The sequence below is a fragment of the Synechococcus sp. CC9902 genome (assembly GCF_000012505.1).
Taxonomy (GTDB): Bacteria; Cyanobacteriota; Cyanobacteriia; order PCC-6307; family Cyanobiaceae; genus Parasynechococcus.
This window is the reverse complement of the sequence record NC_007513.1, coordinates 855,357-870,632: the sequence shown is the minus strand read 5'-3', so window position 1 is coordinate 870,632 and position 15,276 is coordinate 855,357. Positions and strand designations below refer to the sequence as shown.

Annotated in this window: 20 protein-coding genes; 11 read left to right on the top strand and 9 right to left on the bottom strand. The window is 55.5% G+C overall.

The window, feature by feature from the left end:
• Positions 1–15 precede the first annotated feature (15 nt).
• Together SYNCC9902_RS04400 and SYNCC9902_RS04395 are read left to right on the top strand one after the other, a co-directional pair.
• Positions 16–702 carry a putative 2OG-Fe(II) oxygenase gene (locus SYNCC9902_RS04400; protein WP_011359677.1) on the top strand — a complete coding sequence of 229 codons (687 nt, stop codon included), beginning with the start codon at positions 16–18 and terminating at the stop codon, positions 700–702.
• 39 nt (positions 703–741) lie between these two features.
• Positions 742–993, top strand: a complete 252-nt coding sequence (locus SYNCC9902_RS04395; RefSeq protein WP_041425346.1) for a hypothetical protein — start codon at positions 742–744, stop codon at positions 991–993.
• 6 nt (positions 994–999) lie between these two features.
• Here the strand turns inward: SYNCC9902_RS04395 and SYNCC9902_RS04390 are convergent, their stop codons facing one another.
• Together SYNCC9902_RS04390 and SYNCC9902_RS04385 are read right to left on the bottom strand one after the other, a co-directional pair.
• Positions 1,000–1,266 (bottom strand): TIGR02450 family Trp-rich protein, encoded by a 267-nt coding sequence (locus SYNCC9902_RS04390; RefSeq protein ID WP_011359675.1) that lies wholly within the window; start codon positions 1,264–1,266, stop codon positions 1,000–1,002.
• Positions 1,266–1,532: a DUF3764 family protein gene (locus SYNCC9902_RS04385; protein ID WP_011359674.1), complete on the bottom strand. Its 267-nt coding sequence runs from the start codon at positions 1,530–1,532 to the stop codon at positions 1,266–1,268. Before SYNCC9902_RS04385 ends, SYNCC9902_RS04390 begins: the two co-directional genes overlap by 1 nt.
• Positions 1,533–1,700: 168 nt before the next feature.
• On the opposite strand from SYNCC9902_RS04385, the gene SYNCC9902_RS04380 reads away from it, so the two are divergent.
• Positions 1,701–2,156 carry a Fur family transcriptional regulator gene (locus tag SYNCC9902_RS04380; RefSeq protein ID WP_011359673.1) on the top strand — a complete coding sequence of 152 codons (456 nt, stop codon included), beginning with the start codon at positions 1,701–1,703 and terminating at the stop codon, positions 2,154–2,156.
• A gap of 10 nt (positions 2,157–2,166) precedes the next feature.
• On the opposite strand, the gene SYNCC9902_RS04375 is transcribed toward SYNCC9902_RS04380, so the two are convergent.
• Genes SYNCC9902_RS04375 through stpA form a run of 4 tightly spaced genes read right to left on the bottom strand, consistent with a single transcriptional unit; the run spans position 2,167 to position 5,026 of the window.
• The gene (locus SYNCC9902_RS04375) at positions 2,167–2,562 is read right to left on the bottom strand and encodes a hypothetical protein (protein WP_011359672.1); all 396 of its coding nucleotides are present in this window, start codon (positions 2,560–2,562) and stop codon (positions 2,167–2,169) included.
• Between the two features lie 4 nt (positions 2,563–2,566).
• A complete protein-coding gene (locus SYNCC9902_RS04370; RefSeq protein WP_232179266.1) occupies positions 2,567–2,785 on the bottom strand; it encodes a DUF3721 domain-containing protein in 219 nt (72 codons plus the stop codon).
• 46 nt (positions 2,786–2,831) lie between these two features.
• Positions 2,832–3,776, bottom strand: coding sequence for an arsenosugar biosynthesis radical SAM (seleno)protein ArsS (gene arsS / locus SYNCC9902_RS04365; protein WP_011359670.1), 945 nt, complete (start codon positions 3,774–3,776; stop codon positions 2,832–2,834).
• Between the two features lie 29 nt (positions 3,777–3,805).
• The gene (stpA, locus tag SYNCC9902_RS04360; protein WP_011359669.1) at positions 3,806–5,026 is read right to left on the bottom strand and encodes a glucosylglycerol 3-phosphatase; all 1,221 of its coding nucleotides are present in this window, start codon (positions 5,024–5,026) and stop codon (positions 3,806–3,808) included.
• A gap of 105 nt (positions 5,027–5,131) precedes the next feature.
• Here stpA and SYNCC9902_RS04355 point away from each other — a divergent pair, with 105 nt between their 5' ends.
• The gene (locus SYNCC9902_RS04355; protein WP_011359668.1) at positions 5,132–6,448 is read left to right on the top strand and encodes a Rieske 2Fe-2S domain-containing protein; all 1,317 of its coding nucleotides are present in this window, start codon (positions 5,132–5,134) and stop codon (positions 6,446–6,448) included.
• On the opposite strand, the gene SYNCC9902_RS04350 is transcribed toward SYNCC9902_RS04355, so the two are convergent.
• Both SYNCC9902_RS04350 and SYNCC9902_RS04345 read right to left on the bottom strand, forming a co-directional pair.
• Positions 6,449–6,892 carry a hypothetical protein gene (locus tag SYNCC9902_RS04350; RefSeq protein WP_011359667.1) on the bottom strand — a complete coding sequence of 148 codons (444 nt, stop codon included), beginning with the start codon at positions 6,890–6,892 and terminating at the stop codon, positions 6,449–6,451.
• A gap of 36 nt (positions 6,893–6,928) precedes the next feature.
• Positions 6,929–7,513, bottom strand: a complete 585-nt coding sequence (locus SYNCC9902_RS04345) for a glutathione S-transferase family protein (RefSeq protein WP_011359666.1) — start codon at positions 7,511–7,513, stop codon at positions 6,929–6,931.
• A 54-nt stretch (positions 7,514–7,567) separates the two neighbouring features.
• Here SYNCC9902_RS04345 and SYNCC9902_RS04340 point away from each other — a divergent pair, with 54 nt between their 5' ends.
• The 7 genes from SYNCC9902_RS04340 to SYNCC9902_RS04310 all read left to right on the top strand — a co-directional run bounded on the left by SYNCC9902_RS04340 (position 7,568) and on the right by SYNCC9902_RS04310 (position 14,857).
• Positions 7,568–9,082 carry a hypothetical protein gene (locus tag SYNCC9902_RS04340; RefSeq protein WP_011359665.1) on the top strand — a complete coding sequence of 505 codons (1,515 nt, stop codon included), beginning with the start codon at positions 7,568–7,570 and terminating at the stop codon, positions 9,080–9,082.
• Positions 9,083–9,171: 89 nt separating this feature from the next.
• A complete protein-coding gene (locus tag SYNCC9902_RS04335; protein WP_011359664.1) occupies positions 9,172–10,290 on the top strand; it encodes a phosphotransferase enzyme family protein in 1,119 nt (372 codons plus the stop codon).
• A 5-nt stretch (positions 10,291–10,295) separates the two neighbouring features.
• Complete coding sequence (locus SYNCC9902_RS04330) at positions 10,296–10,871, top strand: DOMON-like domain-containing protein (protein WP_011359663.1); 576 nt, start codon at positions 10,296–10,298, stop codon at positions 10,869–10,871.
• Between the two features lie 39 nt (positions 10,872–10,910).
• A complete protein-coding gene (locus SYNCC9902_RS04325; protein WP_041424903.1) occupies positions 10,911–11,867 on the top strand; it encodes a lytic transglycosylase domain-containing protein in 957 nt (318 codons plus the stop codon).
• A gap of 43 nt (positions 11,868–11,910) precedes the next feature.
• Positions 11,911–12,579: a hypothetical protein gene (locus tag SYNCC9902_RS04320; RefSeq protein ID WP_011359661.1), complete on the top strand. Its 669-nt coding sequence runs from the start codon at positions 11,911–11,913 to the stop codon at positions 12,577–12,579.
• Between the two features lie 41 nt (positions 12,580–12,620).
• Positions 12,621–13,946, top strand: coding sequence for an O-acetylhomoserine aminocarboxypropyltransferase/cysteine synthase family protein (locus SYNCC9902_RS04315; RefSeq protein ID WP_011359660.1), 1,326 nt, complete (start codon positions 12,621–12,623; stop codon positions 13,944–13,946).
• A 17-nt stretch (positions 13,947–13,963) separates the two neighbouring features.
• Positions 13,964–14,857, top strand: a complete 894-nt coding sequence (locus tag SYNCC9902_RS04310) for a homoserine O-succinyltransferase (protein WP_011359659.1) — start codon at positions 13,964–13,966, stop codon at positions 14,855–14,857.
• Positions 14,858–14,863: 6 nt separating this feature from the next.
• On the opposite strand, the gene SYNCC9902_RS04305 is transcribed toward SYNCC9902_RS04310, so the two are convergent.
• Positions 14,864–15,241, bottom strand: a complete 378-nt coding sequence (locus SYNCC9902_RS04305; RefSeq protein WP_011359658.1) for a hypothetical protein — start codon at positions 15,239–15,241, stop codon at positions 14,864–14,866.
• Positions 15,242–15,276: the final 35 nt, after the last annotated feature.

Genomic DNA, 15,276 nt, shown 5'->3' with positions numbered 1-15,276 from the left:
ACACGAGAAGGACCCATGGAAGTTGTTGATCTTTTCCCACGTTCCATTCTCAAGGGTGAGTTGCCAACTCCCCTGCTGAAGGAGCTTTTGGCATTGGGGGCCCAGGTGTTGAAAAACCCGGAGGGCAATCCTGATGCGTCCTTGAAACTGGCCGGTCAGCTCACGCAACAGCGGGAGCTGAAACCTGGGCAACCAGGTGTGCGGAGCTTGATCGGAGATCACCTTTTACCCGGATGCGAGCGCTGGATCCGCCATGTCATCGACCGTCAGCCACCCCAAGGTCGTGGACCATGGGGTGCTGGGAACTACCAGCTAAAGCTCATTGATCTTTGGTTGAATTGCCAAATTGCTGGGGACTACAACCCCACCCATACCCACGGCGGCAGCTTCTCGGGGGTGATTTTCTTAAAAACTCCCCCCCAGATCACTGCCAACAGTTTTGACGGACAACTGTGTTTTCACGGTCCTGAAGAGTGGCATTTGCAGTCGTTCCGTACAGGTATGGCCCATTACGTCCTCCCTGTACCTGGAGAGTTTTATATCTTTCCTGCTTGGCAACCTCATTCCGTGATGCCTTTTCGTGGAGACGGTGAACGGTGGTCCTTGGCCTTCAATGCAACAGCCATTCCTGGTCCACCAAGACCACAAGCCACGGGAAATATCTCCTTGTCCAATCAACGACCCATGGTGCAGGGTTTTTAAAGGACTCTGTCAAGATGAATGCGTGAAAATGTCGAATCAATGGATCCAAATAGTCCCCTGATCGAAGCTCGCGAGATTGCTGACACCATCGAACATCTCTCGACTCAACTAAAACCTGAAGTGATCCGAGCAGCACGACAAAACAAAGACGGAAGGCTTTATTTAGATCGAATCGAATACGCGCTTGGCACCATCGGGAAGGCCTTAATTCTCACTGATTACACCATCGATGAGGAAAAAGATATCGACAAACTTGAAGCATTTCGAGAGTCGCAACAGCGCATGAACTGAACATCGTCACTCCACAGCCTCAGCAGATTTAACGTCGTGTTGATGGTTAACAACGTCATCGTCGTTTTCAACAATCTGCTGCCAACCACTGCACCAGTGCTTGGCATCGTTGAGGTCACGCCACAGAACACGTTCCCGATGGGCAGGGTCAAGAACAGCCGATAGCTCGACCCAGCGCTGATCCCCCTTGCCGCCTTGGGTCACGAGCTGAAAATGGCGATATCCCCCAACGGCCCGTTGGCTCGTCCAAGCCTTCGCTGCAACCCACGCCATTAGGCATCCACAAAAACCTGATCAACCGTGCTCTCCAGGACGTGCCCCGAGGCGGCAATCGTGTCTTTGTGATCTTCCATAAATTGGGCCATGACACCGGGTTTGGCCTGCATCACAGCACAAATTTTGGTGGGGTCATCCGGACTCACCCCGCGATATAGCGATGAAATGCCAGCCATTTTTTGGAGCGGACTTGATGCGTCGTAGGTCTTCACCCATTCGCTGAATGGTTTCGTGATGGTGAATGTGAGCACATGGGTTTCCATTCAGCCCAAAACAAACGAACATCTGGACCGTATCACCGGTTTCAAGGGGGCATCAATTACCCCTGAAATCCGGATCACAGAAGTCATGGCGTCATCAACACGAGTTGATTAGCTCATGGTGAGAACTCTCATTAGTCGTTACTATTGAGAACAACTGTTCAACTCCGGGTGTCGCCGTCTTCAGCACAAAATCCTGAGGACGGATCCCTCGAAGATGGTTTGCATCAAGGCGGACGGCGCCTCACCCCCCAGCGCAAAAGGGTGCTGGAACTTTTTGAACTGCGCGGTGCCGGCTGCCACCTCAGCGCTGAGGAGGTGCATCAGCAACTGGTGAATCTCAAACTCAAAGTGTCCCTAGCCACGGTGTATCGAACCCTCCGTCTGCTCGCAGACATGGGGTTTCTGCAAGAGCTGGAACTCAGTGAGGGGGGACGCCGATTTGAATTAGCCGACGATGACCACAGAGACCACCACCACGTGGTTTGTATCCGCTGTGGACGCACCGAAGAATTTGAGAGTGAGTCAATTCTTGCCGCTGGGGCAGAAGCAGCAGAAAAATTGAACTTCAAATTGATTGAATCAAGCCTGAATGTCAGAGCCATCTGCACTGACTGTCAGACCTGACAACAACTCATTACTGAGGATGCTCGTTGCAGGGCATCCAGTAACGGTCACCCATGCGATGAACACCGTGGCAACCGAGTTTTGCGGCCTGTTCTTCAGCCTGCTCCCGTGAGGGGTAAGCGAGATAGCGAGGATTTGTAGTGGAACGGATTTGAATCAAGCCCATGCTCATGGGTCCAGCGGTTAAGACGCCCATGGTGTTGAACCCCACCGCGATCAACCCCATGCCCACGATTGCGGCATTGAACACACCCATGGCGACCACACCAATCGACACCACCCCCATCGGCACCACGCCGATCGAGATCACGCCCATCGGCACAATCCCAATGGCAATGGTTCCCATCGGTGCAACACCGATGGCAATGCGCTTTCGATTGCTAGCGCAATCACCATCTCCTTTCATTGAATCAATGTCCGTGATGTGAATTGGCATCGGTGTGATTCGCGCAAACCATCCACATCTCACCCATGCGATGGGAACCCTCACAACCAAACCCTGGGGCGGCAGCTTGAGCCTCAGCTTCGGTTTTAAACATTGCCTGCTTGGGCTGATCGTTCTGGGCATTCACGGCTGCACCGAGGAGCACCAAAGCGCAGGCACTGATCATCAGTCGGAGAGACACCATGCGTTGAACGACTTCTTCAATCAACCATCATGCCCAGCTGCGTTGGTCAGGCTTGAAGAGCACCGCCACAGCTTGATCCGGCACCAGCCGTACAGCCGAAACAATGGCGTCCGGTGTGAATTGAATCGCCACTGAGGTCAACCTCAACTTCAAGAAGGTCACGCAAGTGACGGATCACGCCTGGGCGAGGCAATGACAGCTGTTGGTTGAAGTCGCAGTCATAAAGCGAACCCTCCCAATCAACACTCACAAGCTGGCGACACATCACCGTCTCAAGGTTGGTGGGATTGTGCGCCTGCTCGAGCACTTGCCAATAGTCATCCAATTCACCCTTCAGTTCCAGTTGTCGGGCAAAGCGCTGGATCGGCATGTTGGCCAACGTGAGTAGTCGATCAAATCGAATGCCGAGTCGGGCTAGCTCTCGCTTGTAATCGGCTTCCAAAGTGGCTTGGGGTGGAGGGAGTGCCGCGCCAAGCGGGTTGTACACCAAATCAAGTTGCCGTTCTGGATCGCCACTGCCGTAGCCCAGAGCATTGAGTTGATGGAGGCCCTGAAGACTCCGATCGAAGACACCATCACCGCGTTGACGATCAACGTTGTCTGCGGTGTAGCAGGGCAAAGATGCCGTCACGGCAACACCCTGCTCCGCCAAAAATTCAGCAAGGTCTCCGTGGCCGGGTTCATTCAGGATCGTGAGATTGCAGCGGTCGATCACCGCTATCCCAGCCGAGCGCACCTCGGCCACCAGCTTCCGAAAGCCAGGGTGTAATTCCGGAGCCCCGCCGGTGAGGTCTAAACAGCCAATGCGATGCCGACGAAGCACCAAAGGGATGAGCTCTAACAGCTCCGCCTCCATCATTTCGGTGCGGGTAGGCCCCGCATTGACGTGGCAATGGGCACAGCTTTGATTGCAGCGATAGCCCAAGTTGACCTGGAGTGTGGTCAAAGCAACCCGTTGCAGTGGAGGAAACAGTGCAGGGCTGACGGTCAATGGTGTTCGACTCCAATGGACTTGGTCATCTAGATCGTGGCAGGACTTGACGAGCGTTGAGCAGCCAATTGGCAGAACCAGTTGATGTATTGCTTTGGCCCTGCCGTCATCAACACATCGAGCCTTAGCGGGTCTTCAGGATCTGAAATACCCCTAAGGGCAGGGTCAGAGAGGCTTGGGCGATCGACTTCACCATGACTGCTGTCAACGACAACCACGCGGTTTTCTCTCCCGCTCCAGGATCCCAACGCTTGGAGCAGGGTTAAAAACCCACGATCGCTTCCACCCCGCAACCAGGTGGCGCCGTCGGTAGAAGGATTGGAGGTAACCGTGTCACCCACCCCCACAAGCAATGGCATCCGCTCCGCGGGTATTCGATCCTGCACAAGCTTCAACAACGCGTCATGGGTCTGTGGAGCAACGCGAACATTGAAATCATCACCAAAGGGCACCTCCCCATAACGTCGGGCCATGTATTGATTCAGCAGCACCAACAAGCCGGCCTCTTTGATCGAACCACTCAGCATGAACTGAATATCAGTGGTGCCCACATCACCCTTCACCGCAGGCTTAAGACGTTCCATACCATCGGCATTGCGTCCAAGGTTGGGAGCTACGTGCAGAAAAAATGAACCCTCAAGGCCCTGCTTCTCCGCATCGGCCAGCAGCGTTTCCATCAAGCGCTGGAGCAGGGTCTGCATCATCCGCTGCTTCTCGACATCCTCTGGAATCGCAGCAAAGATTCCATTGAGATTCACCGTCGGAGACACCTGGGTATCCAAGACGGCTGCATGGGCAAGCTGAGCGATTTGCTCCAACGAGTGCAGGGGAAAGATCTCCGGCAAGCCGTCTTTCAGCAACGCTTCCATCCGTAAGGGAGCCGCGGCCAAAAACGCGATCTCGGCCTCACTCACCCCCGGATGACTGAGCTGGCCATAACGGTCCTGAAATTGGACACCACCGGCCGCGAGTCCGCGCAAGTACAACCCGGCTTGAGCCGGATCATGGTCTGCACTGAGGGCCTGTTCCACGAGTCGATTCACGCCCCGGCGCCCCTCGTGCTCACCATTGGTGAGCACTGCAAAGGTATCCCCCAGCTGACCCGCTGCCATCACATAGGCCCCATCCATCTGCCGTGTGAGTGGATCATTCACCAGCTGCATACAGACCCCATCAAGGTCTTGAACGATCAAAAGATCCTCAACACCACAGAGCTCCTGCAACAGTTGATCGGGGCTGAGGCGCTGCACGGCACTCGCGGCATCGAGCCGTCACCTTCCCACGGTTGTCGCACCAGGCCAAGTCGCAACAAGCCGAGGCGAGCGCGATCATGTCGGTCCTGGAAGGACGTTGTGATGCATTCCACTTGGACAGAACAGTGGTGGCCAATCGCTTACCTCCAGGACCTGGATCGCCGCCAACCCAACCGCTTCACACTGCTCGAGCGAGACCTGGTGATCTGGTGGGACGCACAGGCTGAACAACACTCCTGGCGCGTGTTCCCTGATGTTTGCCCCCACAGGCTTGTGCCCCTCAGCGAGGGCCGGATCAATGACGAGGGACTCCTGGAATGTCCATATCACGGCTGGAGTTTCGATGGGGAAGGCCATTGCCGTTCAATTCCGCAAGCAACCGACAACACCAAACCGGAGGCACGCCGATCACGCTGCTCCAGCCTCCCAACAGCAACAGGGCAGGGCCTTCTGTTCGTTTGGACGGGAGAGCCGGATTCGGCCAATCAGCATCCCTTACCCCTCGTACCAGCCCTGGAGGAGGACCCCACCAGCTGGACGCTGCAGGACACCTTTCGCGACCTCCCCATGGATGCCGTGACCCTGCTGGAGAACGTGCTCGACGTGAGCCATGTGCCTTTCACCCACCACAAGACCGTCGGCAATCGAAACAATGCATCGCCAGTGCTGGCCACGATTACCCGAGAGGCTGAGGACGGCTTTGATGCTTTTTGGGAGGAGGGTCCCCGTCGGGGAAAGCTCGGTTCCCAAACCACTCGTTTTCAGGCCCCCCAGTTGATGTGGCATGACCTCACAGCGAAGGGCTTCGCCCGAATCCTCACGGTGGTTTATGCCGTACCAATTCGACGCGGTGAATGTCGCTTATTTGCCCGTTTTCCCTTCCAATTTCAGTCGGCCGCCCCAAAACTCCTCATCGGCCTACGACCGCGATGGCTCCAGCACATCGGCAACCACAAAGTGCTGGAGGACGATCAAGTTTTTCTGCATTGGCAGGAACGAGTTTTGGAGCGAGCTGGTGGCAGTCCAGCTGCGGATCGAGCCTTCTTTATGCCTAATAGAGCCGACGTCTATGTGGCCGCACTCCATCGCTGGCTGAACAACAACGGCGGTGAGCCATTTGCGGGGGAATCCCTACCCGAACGTCGGCGAACCACAGACTTGATGGATCGTTTTTACAGCCATACCCAATCGTGTCGCAGTTGCTCCACAGCTCTGAGACGAATCCGCACTGCCCGGCCTTGGGCATGGGCGGTGTTGTGGGGTGCTGCTGCTCTGGTGGGGTTAGGCCAAGGCGGGGTATGGAGTGCCGTTGGTGTCGTCGTTGCAGCCCTGGCGGGACTTACCCTTCGTCAAGTTTCTCGATGGGAAAAAGGGTTGCTTCGGGGAGACGGTGCAGCCCCCCGCAACCGACGGGCCTAATCAAGGCAACGGCAACGGCAGCAGGGTGGGTTTCACTTTCGCTCCAACATTTCCTTCAACCATCACTTTCCCTCCCACGTTGACTTTTCCGTTCACGTTCACCGTTTCGTTCACCGTGACAGCCGCATTCACCTGAACAGGAGTCTCGATGGATCGAACATTGGCCTTCACCTCTCCACCCACCTGAACTTGGCCTTGAACCGCCAAGGGAGTTGTTCCTGTAATCACGACATCCTCACGAACCGCAACCGGCAAAGGTTCATTCGATCGAATGGTCACACTCGCGGGTAAGACGAGCTTGTCGACCTGCAAACCACCCTCAATCCGAATCGGTATTGGCTTGCTGAGGATTTGAATCGCCGTGGTGGCCAACACAAAACTCGATACGACCACGGCAGCCGGCCAGCGATATGCCAACAACAATTCTCGGGACGTTGGCGACATCGGAATCAGGCTTTCAGTGCATTACACCGCCTCCAATCAATCCATGCCCATCACTTTGCGATAAGCAGGACGCTGCTGGGTGGCCGTGATCAACGCCTGAATTGCTGGATACGGCGACAAATCCTCTTGGGGGAAAAAGATGGGTAAGTAGGCGAGATAAGCAGTTACAGCGCAATCGGCTGCACCCCACTGATCACCGACCAGGGGACGGCCAGGGGTCAAATGGTGATTCAGCGCCTGCATGAGACGCGGAAATTCTCGCTCCCGATTGCTGGGTACAAACAGTGCAATCGCCAAGGTTGCATTCGCAAAGAGCAACCACTGAACCCTTAACGAGCGTTCAGCAGCTGACTTGATCTGTCCAGCATGGTGTTCTGCCAAGTGGAGAAGGATGGCTCCAGATTCAAACAACTTGAGCGGTGTTCCATCCATGGCTTGAACACTGCTATCAACGAGGGCCGGCAATTTTCCGAAGGGGTTGACCTGGAGATAGTCGGCTTGTCGGTGCTGGTTCCCCCGCAAGTCCAATTCCACTAAGTCGTAAACAATCCCCTGCTCTTCGAGGTACCAACGCGGCATCGAGGCCCGCGTTTTTGGACCGCCATACAGAGTGAGTGTCATCGAATTACCCCGGAGCTTTCAGGCTCTCGAACGGCCCTGCTTAGGCTAGAAGCCATGCGCAATTCTTTTTTCGACCAAAGCCTGGATGCCGTGTCGATCCGACGCAGGATTCATGAAGTTGTGGCCGGAAAAGTTGGCTTCTACAGCGTCGGGCTTTATCCCGCATCACTGGCCTACAACTGCGCGATGCAGAACGAGGCAGGACGGTTGTTGCTTGCCCCTCGACTTGGTCGTGAGCTGCTTGGAGCCTTCCCGGCGGAATCCATCAAAAACATGGATCCCGGGCACGTGGAAACCGTGCTCGATATGGGAACCCACCGCACGGGCACTGAGCGAACTCCCAACACCCTTGAAGACCTAATTCGACGCTGTGAGCTCGTGGTGCTCAGCGCCAACAGCAATCACATTGAAGAGGATTTGCTGGAAGCCACGCGCCTGCGAGAAGAGCTGGGACGTGATCAAGTGGTTTTGGCTTGTCTAGCCGGTTCCTTTAACCACGATCCAATCAGTAACAGCGCCTATGTGCTCTGCGAAAAGGAGCCCAACTTGGCCTTTTTCTCAGGGTTTCATCGCCATGGGGCCCTTCGCAATCCTTTTGATAGTTTCACCGCCAATTTCTGCCATCCCAACGCCCTTACGGCAATGCTGGGAGCGCAATTACTCGATCAACTTTCCCCCAACATTCAAGTAGCAGCTGGAGTTCATAACGTTGAAGGGCAATACATCAAAGCGGCCAAAAACATGGCCTCCGTGTTTGCTGGTTTTGGGTACACCTTTCACCAAGACAACCCTGGGGTGCTGCCCACGTTGCTGACACTGCTTCTTGATCAGTGCATGGACCAGGCCGCCACGGTGTCGATGGCGCGTCCAGACCGCCAGAAGCTTTATCACCGGCAACCGATTCCCCTCACAGAGCTGGGGTATGCGGTGCCCAGAATTGAGGCAACGCTTGTTCGAGACGGGGATTTCGAAAAGGTGCGCGACCACACGTTCAGCCAGCTCACCGCCATGGTGGCGGATGTCCGCGGCAGCATGATGTTGCCGGTTTCTGGCAGTCCTACGCGGAATTTCCAAGCCGGCCAGGTGCTCGCGATGCGCATGCAGGAACAAGGTCGTTGCCCGCATTCCATGGAGGAACTCGAAGAGTGGTGTGAAGCAGCCGGGATGCGAAAAGGGGGGCTGGAAGGGCTGAAATCGTTGCGCTACTGGCCACAAATTGCCCGCAAATATGCAATCCCAGTGCATGACGCCTCCATGGTGAATTTGTTGTACATGGCGATCTATGGACGCCCTGGTGTGAAGGAAACCGCCTATCAAGTGATGACGGAAAGTCGGGAACTATCCAGCTACTGCCAGGAATCGGTACGACCTAGCCATAGCCGTCGCTATGGCGAGGCCCTGCAAAACCTTGAAATTCCAGAGGCCCTCGACCTCCTGGTGAATGCTGTGATCGCCGATAACGCGCGGCAGGCCATGCGCGGCGAAGTAACCCTGGATGAAGCCAATGAAGCAGGTGTAGCCGCCCACCTACAGCTCATGGACTTGATTGAATCGCAAATGGACACTTGAGTCGTAGTCGCCTGTTGTTCCGCACACCGAGAGAAGGACTTCCCAACGGTTAACGGCAAGGTTTTGGCATAAGACCAGTGCGACTATCGATGACCGAGGCCCTGGAAGCCATCGCCGATCGCTTCCATCCCCGTGAACAGATCACGGCGATCCGGACCCTCGGCTCGGGAAACGTGAACGAAACCTTTCTTGTCACCCACGAAGGGGCAAACAAGAGGGGGAGTTTTGTGATGCAGCGGCTGAACACAGCCGTGTTTGAACGTCCAGATTTAGTGATGCGCAACTTGCAAGCACTGGGTGCACACATGGACCGGCGGATGGCCACGCCACCACCGGAGCTTCAAGGGCGACGCTGGGAACTTCCGAGAATTGTGCCCTGCCGAAACGAAGACTCCGCATGGGTTGAGCACAACGGGGAGTTTTGGCGCTCAATTACTTACATCAGCGCTGCAACTACCAGCAACGAGATTCAGGATTGCAACCAAGCGAACGAGCTGGGGTATGGGCTTGGCATGTTCCACAACTTGATTCACGACCTAGCCATTCACCAACTGGCTGACACCCTTGAAAACTTCCACGTAACGCCAGAGTATCTCAATCGTTTCGATACCGTGCTCAATTCTTGTTCTGTGCTGGATCCCGCCGAACAAGCGGCCTGCACCTTCATCGACAAGCGTCGAGAAGGGGTTGATGTGCTCGAAGCTGCTCTGGCCCGCGGCGAGTTGCAGCATCGGCCAATCCATGGAGATCCCAAAATCAACAACGTGATGATCGATGAGACCAGCGGCAAGGCCGTCGGCCTGATTGACCTCGACACGGTTAAACCAGGATTAATCCATTACGACATCGGCGATTGCATTCGTTCCTGTTGCAACGCAGCGGGCGAGGAAACCACCGATCTAGAGAGCGTTGGTTTTGACTTAAACCTCTGTGAAGCGATGCTGGAGGGGTATATCAAGGTTGCGCGCGGCTTTCTGAGTGAATGGGATCTTCATTACCTCCCAGACTGCATTCGTTTGATCCCCCTGGAACTCGGACTGCGCTTCCTTACGGATCATCTTGAAGGGAACGTTTATTTCAAAACAAATCGACCAAGCCACAATCTTCAACGCGCCGCTGTTCAGTTCAAGCTTGTGCAAGACATCGAGAATCAGATGCCGGCGCTTCAACGCCTCATCCAACGCCTCAGCGATCGACCCGTGAACTAAAAGAGATGCCTCGCCCCGCCGTCATGCTGCGTCAGGTGGCGCGCTTGACCCCCTTCGAGCGTTCCATTCCCAGTGATATTCAAGTCAGTGCATCGCTCGTTTGGAACAGCAATGGTTGGCTAGAGCTCAGCTATGGACTGCTTGCGTTAGCGCCTCCCGGTCTCTCGACGCTGGTGCTTCCCTCCCCCCTAGATGACGGCCCCCAGGAGGGGAACCGTCGAGATGGTCTCTGGAAAGCCACCTGTTTTGAAGCATTTTTGGCCTTGCCGAATCAAAGCCGTTATTGGGAGATCAATCTTTCCCCCAATGGCGATTGGGCGGTCTACAGCTTCGAGAGCTATCGCAGTGGCCAGCAACCGCAGATGCTGAAGCAAGACCCAGAGATTGGGATCCAACGCTTGCACCATCACCTTCGCGTGGACGTTCGTCTTCCCTTAGCGCCATGGTGGTCTGCTGGGGTGTGTCCCGAGGTGAACCTCTCTGCCGTGATCGACCATGGAGATGCAGGGTTAAGTCACTGGGCCCATCGCCACCAGGCAAAAGCTGATTTTCACGACCGAAGCACCTTCCTTAAGGGCTGAGTGGGCCGTAGGGTCACGCCACTGCCCATAGACAACGAGATGCGGAGACGTTCTGCTCTGATTGCCTTTGTGGCTGCCGCCACGACGCTGGCATTGTTGGGGATAAAACAACCCAAAACAGTTGCGCTTCCCTCGCTGGGCGGCTCGCCAGAGAGTCCAGCCGCAATCGGCAAGCAACCCACGATCGCGAAGGTTCGCAGCTACCCGAAGGTGCCCTCCCATCCCCAAAAGATTGCTGCACTGCTCAACACGGTTGAGACCGCCTTAAGGGACCCAACAACCCCTGAAGGATCCCTCCCCGATCTGGGGCATCAACAACAAGTGATCTATCGGGTTCTCTCCGCCAACCCAACCCTGTCTTCAGAAGTGGTTGCGGCACTCCCCGCTCAATGGCGCAGTGTGGCTGAGCGGCATTTGGCCGCTCGGGGGGAATTTTTACGGATGGGTCGGACTCGCCGCCCAACGGTTTTACCCGCCTGGCGAATCATTGCTCCAGAACCGGCGGAAAACCTGCTCTCCTACTACCGCAAAGCCGAGGCCGCCACAGGCATTGAGTGGGAGGTTCTGGCCGCAGTGAATTTGGTTGAAACCGGCATGGGGCGCATCGATGGCATTTCAGTGGCCAATGCGCAAGGCCCCATGCAGTTCTTACCCACCACCTGGGCGGAAGCAGGGATCGGACAAGGCAACATTCGCGATCCGCACGATGCAATTCAAGCTGCAGCCCGTTATTTGGTGAGACGCGGTGGGCTCAGGGATATCCGCCAAGGGTTGTGGGGGTACAACAACAGCGACTACTACGGACGTGCTGTTCTGCTGTATGCCTCATTAATACGGGAGGATCCACAGGCCTACAACGGCCTCTATCACTGGGAAATCCACTTCAACGCCGCCGATGGCGACCTATGGCTGCCCGTGGGCTACAACCAAGCCGAACCGATCACTGTGAAGGACTACCTCAAAACCCATCCGATCAGTCGGCCTCCAGCAAATTGAGCATCAACACCTACCCTGATTGAAGGCGTGATGCGTGCAACGGGTGCCCAAGGAAACTTCTCACCGTGGCGATGAACTGAAGGGCCTCGGCTGGTCAGAGGCCGAGGTTGTCAGATATGTCGAGCTCTGGGAATATCGCCAGCGCTGGGGAGCCATGAATCTCGAGCGGGAAGATCGCTTGTTTCTCCGGAAAGCGGAAAACGCACTCCCTAAAATTTTGTCTGGACGGGCTGCAGCCAAAAAGTCCTTGAAGGACAAGAGCTATTACAGCTGGCTCCGATTCCAATGCGATGCCATGGCTGCTGCTGAAGCGGAGATGGGACTCAGCGATGGAGACAAAGGTGCCTGGCCTGTGCTGTTGGAGACCGAGCTGCGCATCCTCGATCACTACGAGCCGGTGCTTGGTTTACCGGACACCCTCAAGGCCAAAGCGCTTGGTCCCGTCCGTGAAACCCTGGCCTCTCAAGCAGCTGCCCTTGGAACCACAAAGGCCTACGACTTCCAAGCTGCGCTGACGGCACTGAAGGAAAAAGAAAGCAATCGCTGGAAACATCTGCGCGACGTTGACGCCAGCGATCGCACTTACCCAATCTTGAGCGCCGATGGAATCGAAGGATTCCGACGCGAGGCGCACCGTGAAATCCACACCCTGATTCGAACCACATTCCCCTCTTTGGCAGAAACGGACAAACCAGAGCTGCCAGATGCGTAGAGACGACTAGAACTAAATCAAAGCTTGATTGATCTGGTCTGATGTCCCAGCGTTTTGAGACCCTTCAGCTCCACGCCGGCCAGTCGCCTGATAGTGCGACCAACTCCAGGGCAGTGCCCATTTATCAAACCAGTTCTTACGTTTTCAACGACGCAGAACACGGAGCCAACCTGTTTGGGCTCAAGGAATTCGGGAATATCTACACCCGTTTGATGAATCCCACGACGGATGTCTTCGAGAAGCGAGTGGCTGCCCTCGAAGGCGGTGTCGCGGCAGTCGCCACAGCATCAGGCCAATCGGCGCAATTCCTGGCCATTACCAACTGCATGCAAGCGGGAGACAACTTTGTTTCCACGTCCTATTTGTATGGCGGCACCTACAACCAGTTCAAAGTTCAATTTCCCCGTTTAGGCATCAACGTTCGTTTTGCCGACGGTGACGACGTGGCCAGTTTCGCTGCGCAAATTGATGACAACACCAAGGCGCTGTATGTCGAAGCGATGGGTAACCCCCGTTTCAACATCCCTGATTTCGAGGGTTTGTCGGCACTCGCTAAAGAGCGGGGGATTCCACTAATTGTGGACAACACCCTGGGCGCCGCAGGTGCCTTGCTACGGCCGATTGAACATGGGGCCGACGTTGTTGTGGAAAGCGCCACGAAGTGGATTGGTGGCCATGGCACCAGCCTGGGTGGAGTCATCGTTGATGCCGGTACCTTCAACTGGGGCAACGGAAAATTCCCACTGATGAGTGAGCCGAGCGCGGCCTATCACGGCTTGGTGCACTGGGATGCCTTCGGTTTCGGCAGTGATATTTGCAAGATGCTGGGGTTACCAGACGAGCGCAACATCGCCTTTGCCTTGAGGGCCCGAGTGGAGTGTCTTCGTGACTGGGGTCCAGCGATCAGCCCTTTCAACAGTTTCATGCTGCTGCAAGGTCTCGAAACCCTGAGCCTGCGCGTTGAGCGCCATACAGAGAACGCCATGGAAATGGCCACCTGGCTCGATGGTCACCCCAACGTGGCCCATGTGAGTTACCCCGGTCTCCCCGGCGACCCGTATCACGCAGCAGCGAAGAAATACCTCACCGGTCGCGGCATGGGCTGCATGTTGATGTTCTCGCTGAAGGGGGGCTTCGACGATGCGGTGCGATTCATCAACAGCCTCAAACTCGCAAGCCATCTAGCCAACGTTGGGGATGCCAAAACCCTCGTCATCCATCCAGCCTCCACCACCCACCAACAACTGAGCGAAGACGAGCAAGCATCCGCGGGTGTGACTCCCACCATGGTGCGGGTGTCGGTTGGCATTGAGCACATTGATGACATCAAGGCCGATTTTGAACAGGCCTTGGCGAGCCTGAATTGAGCGTCGATTAAGGATCTATGGCGCTCATTCTTCCTCGGAGTTATCACAAAATATCGGCGATTGAACGCAACCGGATTTCCTGGATTGAAGCCAAACAGGCGGAACTTCAGGACATCCGACCGCTGCGCATTGGCATCCTCAACATCATGCCCCTGGGGAAGCAGTATGAATTTAATTTGCTACATCCCTTGGGGTTATCTGTACTCCAAATCGAACCAATCTGGATTCGCTTGAACTCCCATGCCTATAAAAGCTGGGACCAGGATCACCTCAATCAGCTGTATGTCTCTTGGGATGAAGCTCGATCCAAAGGGCCTTTGGATGGATTGATCATTACCGGAGCCCCCGTTGAGCATCTGCCGTTTGAACACGTGCGCTACTGGAAAGAACTCACCAAACTCATCGAAGAAGCTCGTCAAAGTTGTGCAAGCACCCTGGGATTGTGCTGGGCGGGATTTGCCCTGGCCTATATGGCAGGTGTCGACAAGATCTCGTTCGAGAGGAAACTCTTTGGGGTTTATCCGATGCGCAGCCTGGTTCCAGGACACCCACTGATGGGTACCCAAGATGACAAGTTTCTTTGCCCGCAGAGCCGGCATGCAGGTCTGCTGGATTCAGCGATGGAATCAGCGCAGCGCCAAGGCCGTCTTCGCCTGTTGGCCCATGGAGAAAAGGTGGGCTACACAATTTTCGAAACGCCCGATCAACGGCAACTGATGCACCTCGGCCACCCCGAATACAACGTTGGCCGAATGATGGGCGAGATGGAACGGGACAAAGCGCGCGGCGACGTTCCTCCTCCAGAAAATTTTGATCCAGACCACAGGCAAACACTCTGGCGTTCGCATCGCAATCTCCTGTTTCAACAGTGGCTGTGGTTCTGCTATCAGCGCGTGTCGATGGCGCCTTAGAAGCGGCTAGTGCTTCGGGGTGCTCAACCTGGATGAAGACAAATCAACCAAAGCGTTTTTGCCAATGGTTTTAGACACGGTTTTCGATGAGATCTTGGCAACCGGCTTGACCATCTGATTGTCAGTGGGGCGTTCCGCCGATTTGCGATTCAGCTCCCGTTCCAACGACGCCACCCGCCGTTCTCTCAGACAGTGACGGCATCCCCCCAGGGTTTGCAAATGCTTCTCAGGGGTGATGTTGATGTCCTGCACAGGGTGGTGCGTGCAGCGAATTTTGACGGGGCTTTTATAACTCCGCCAATTCATCCCTTCGTAGTTGTACTGATCGCCAAAACGCTGCTCGGCTCGTTTAAGAAATTCGTCCTGGCTAATGCGTGCTCCCATAGATACGAATGTATGGGAAGGTTCCCGTCAAAAAA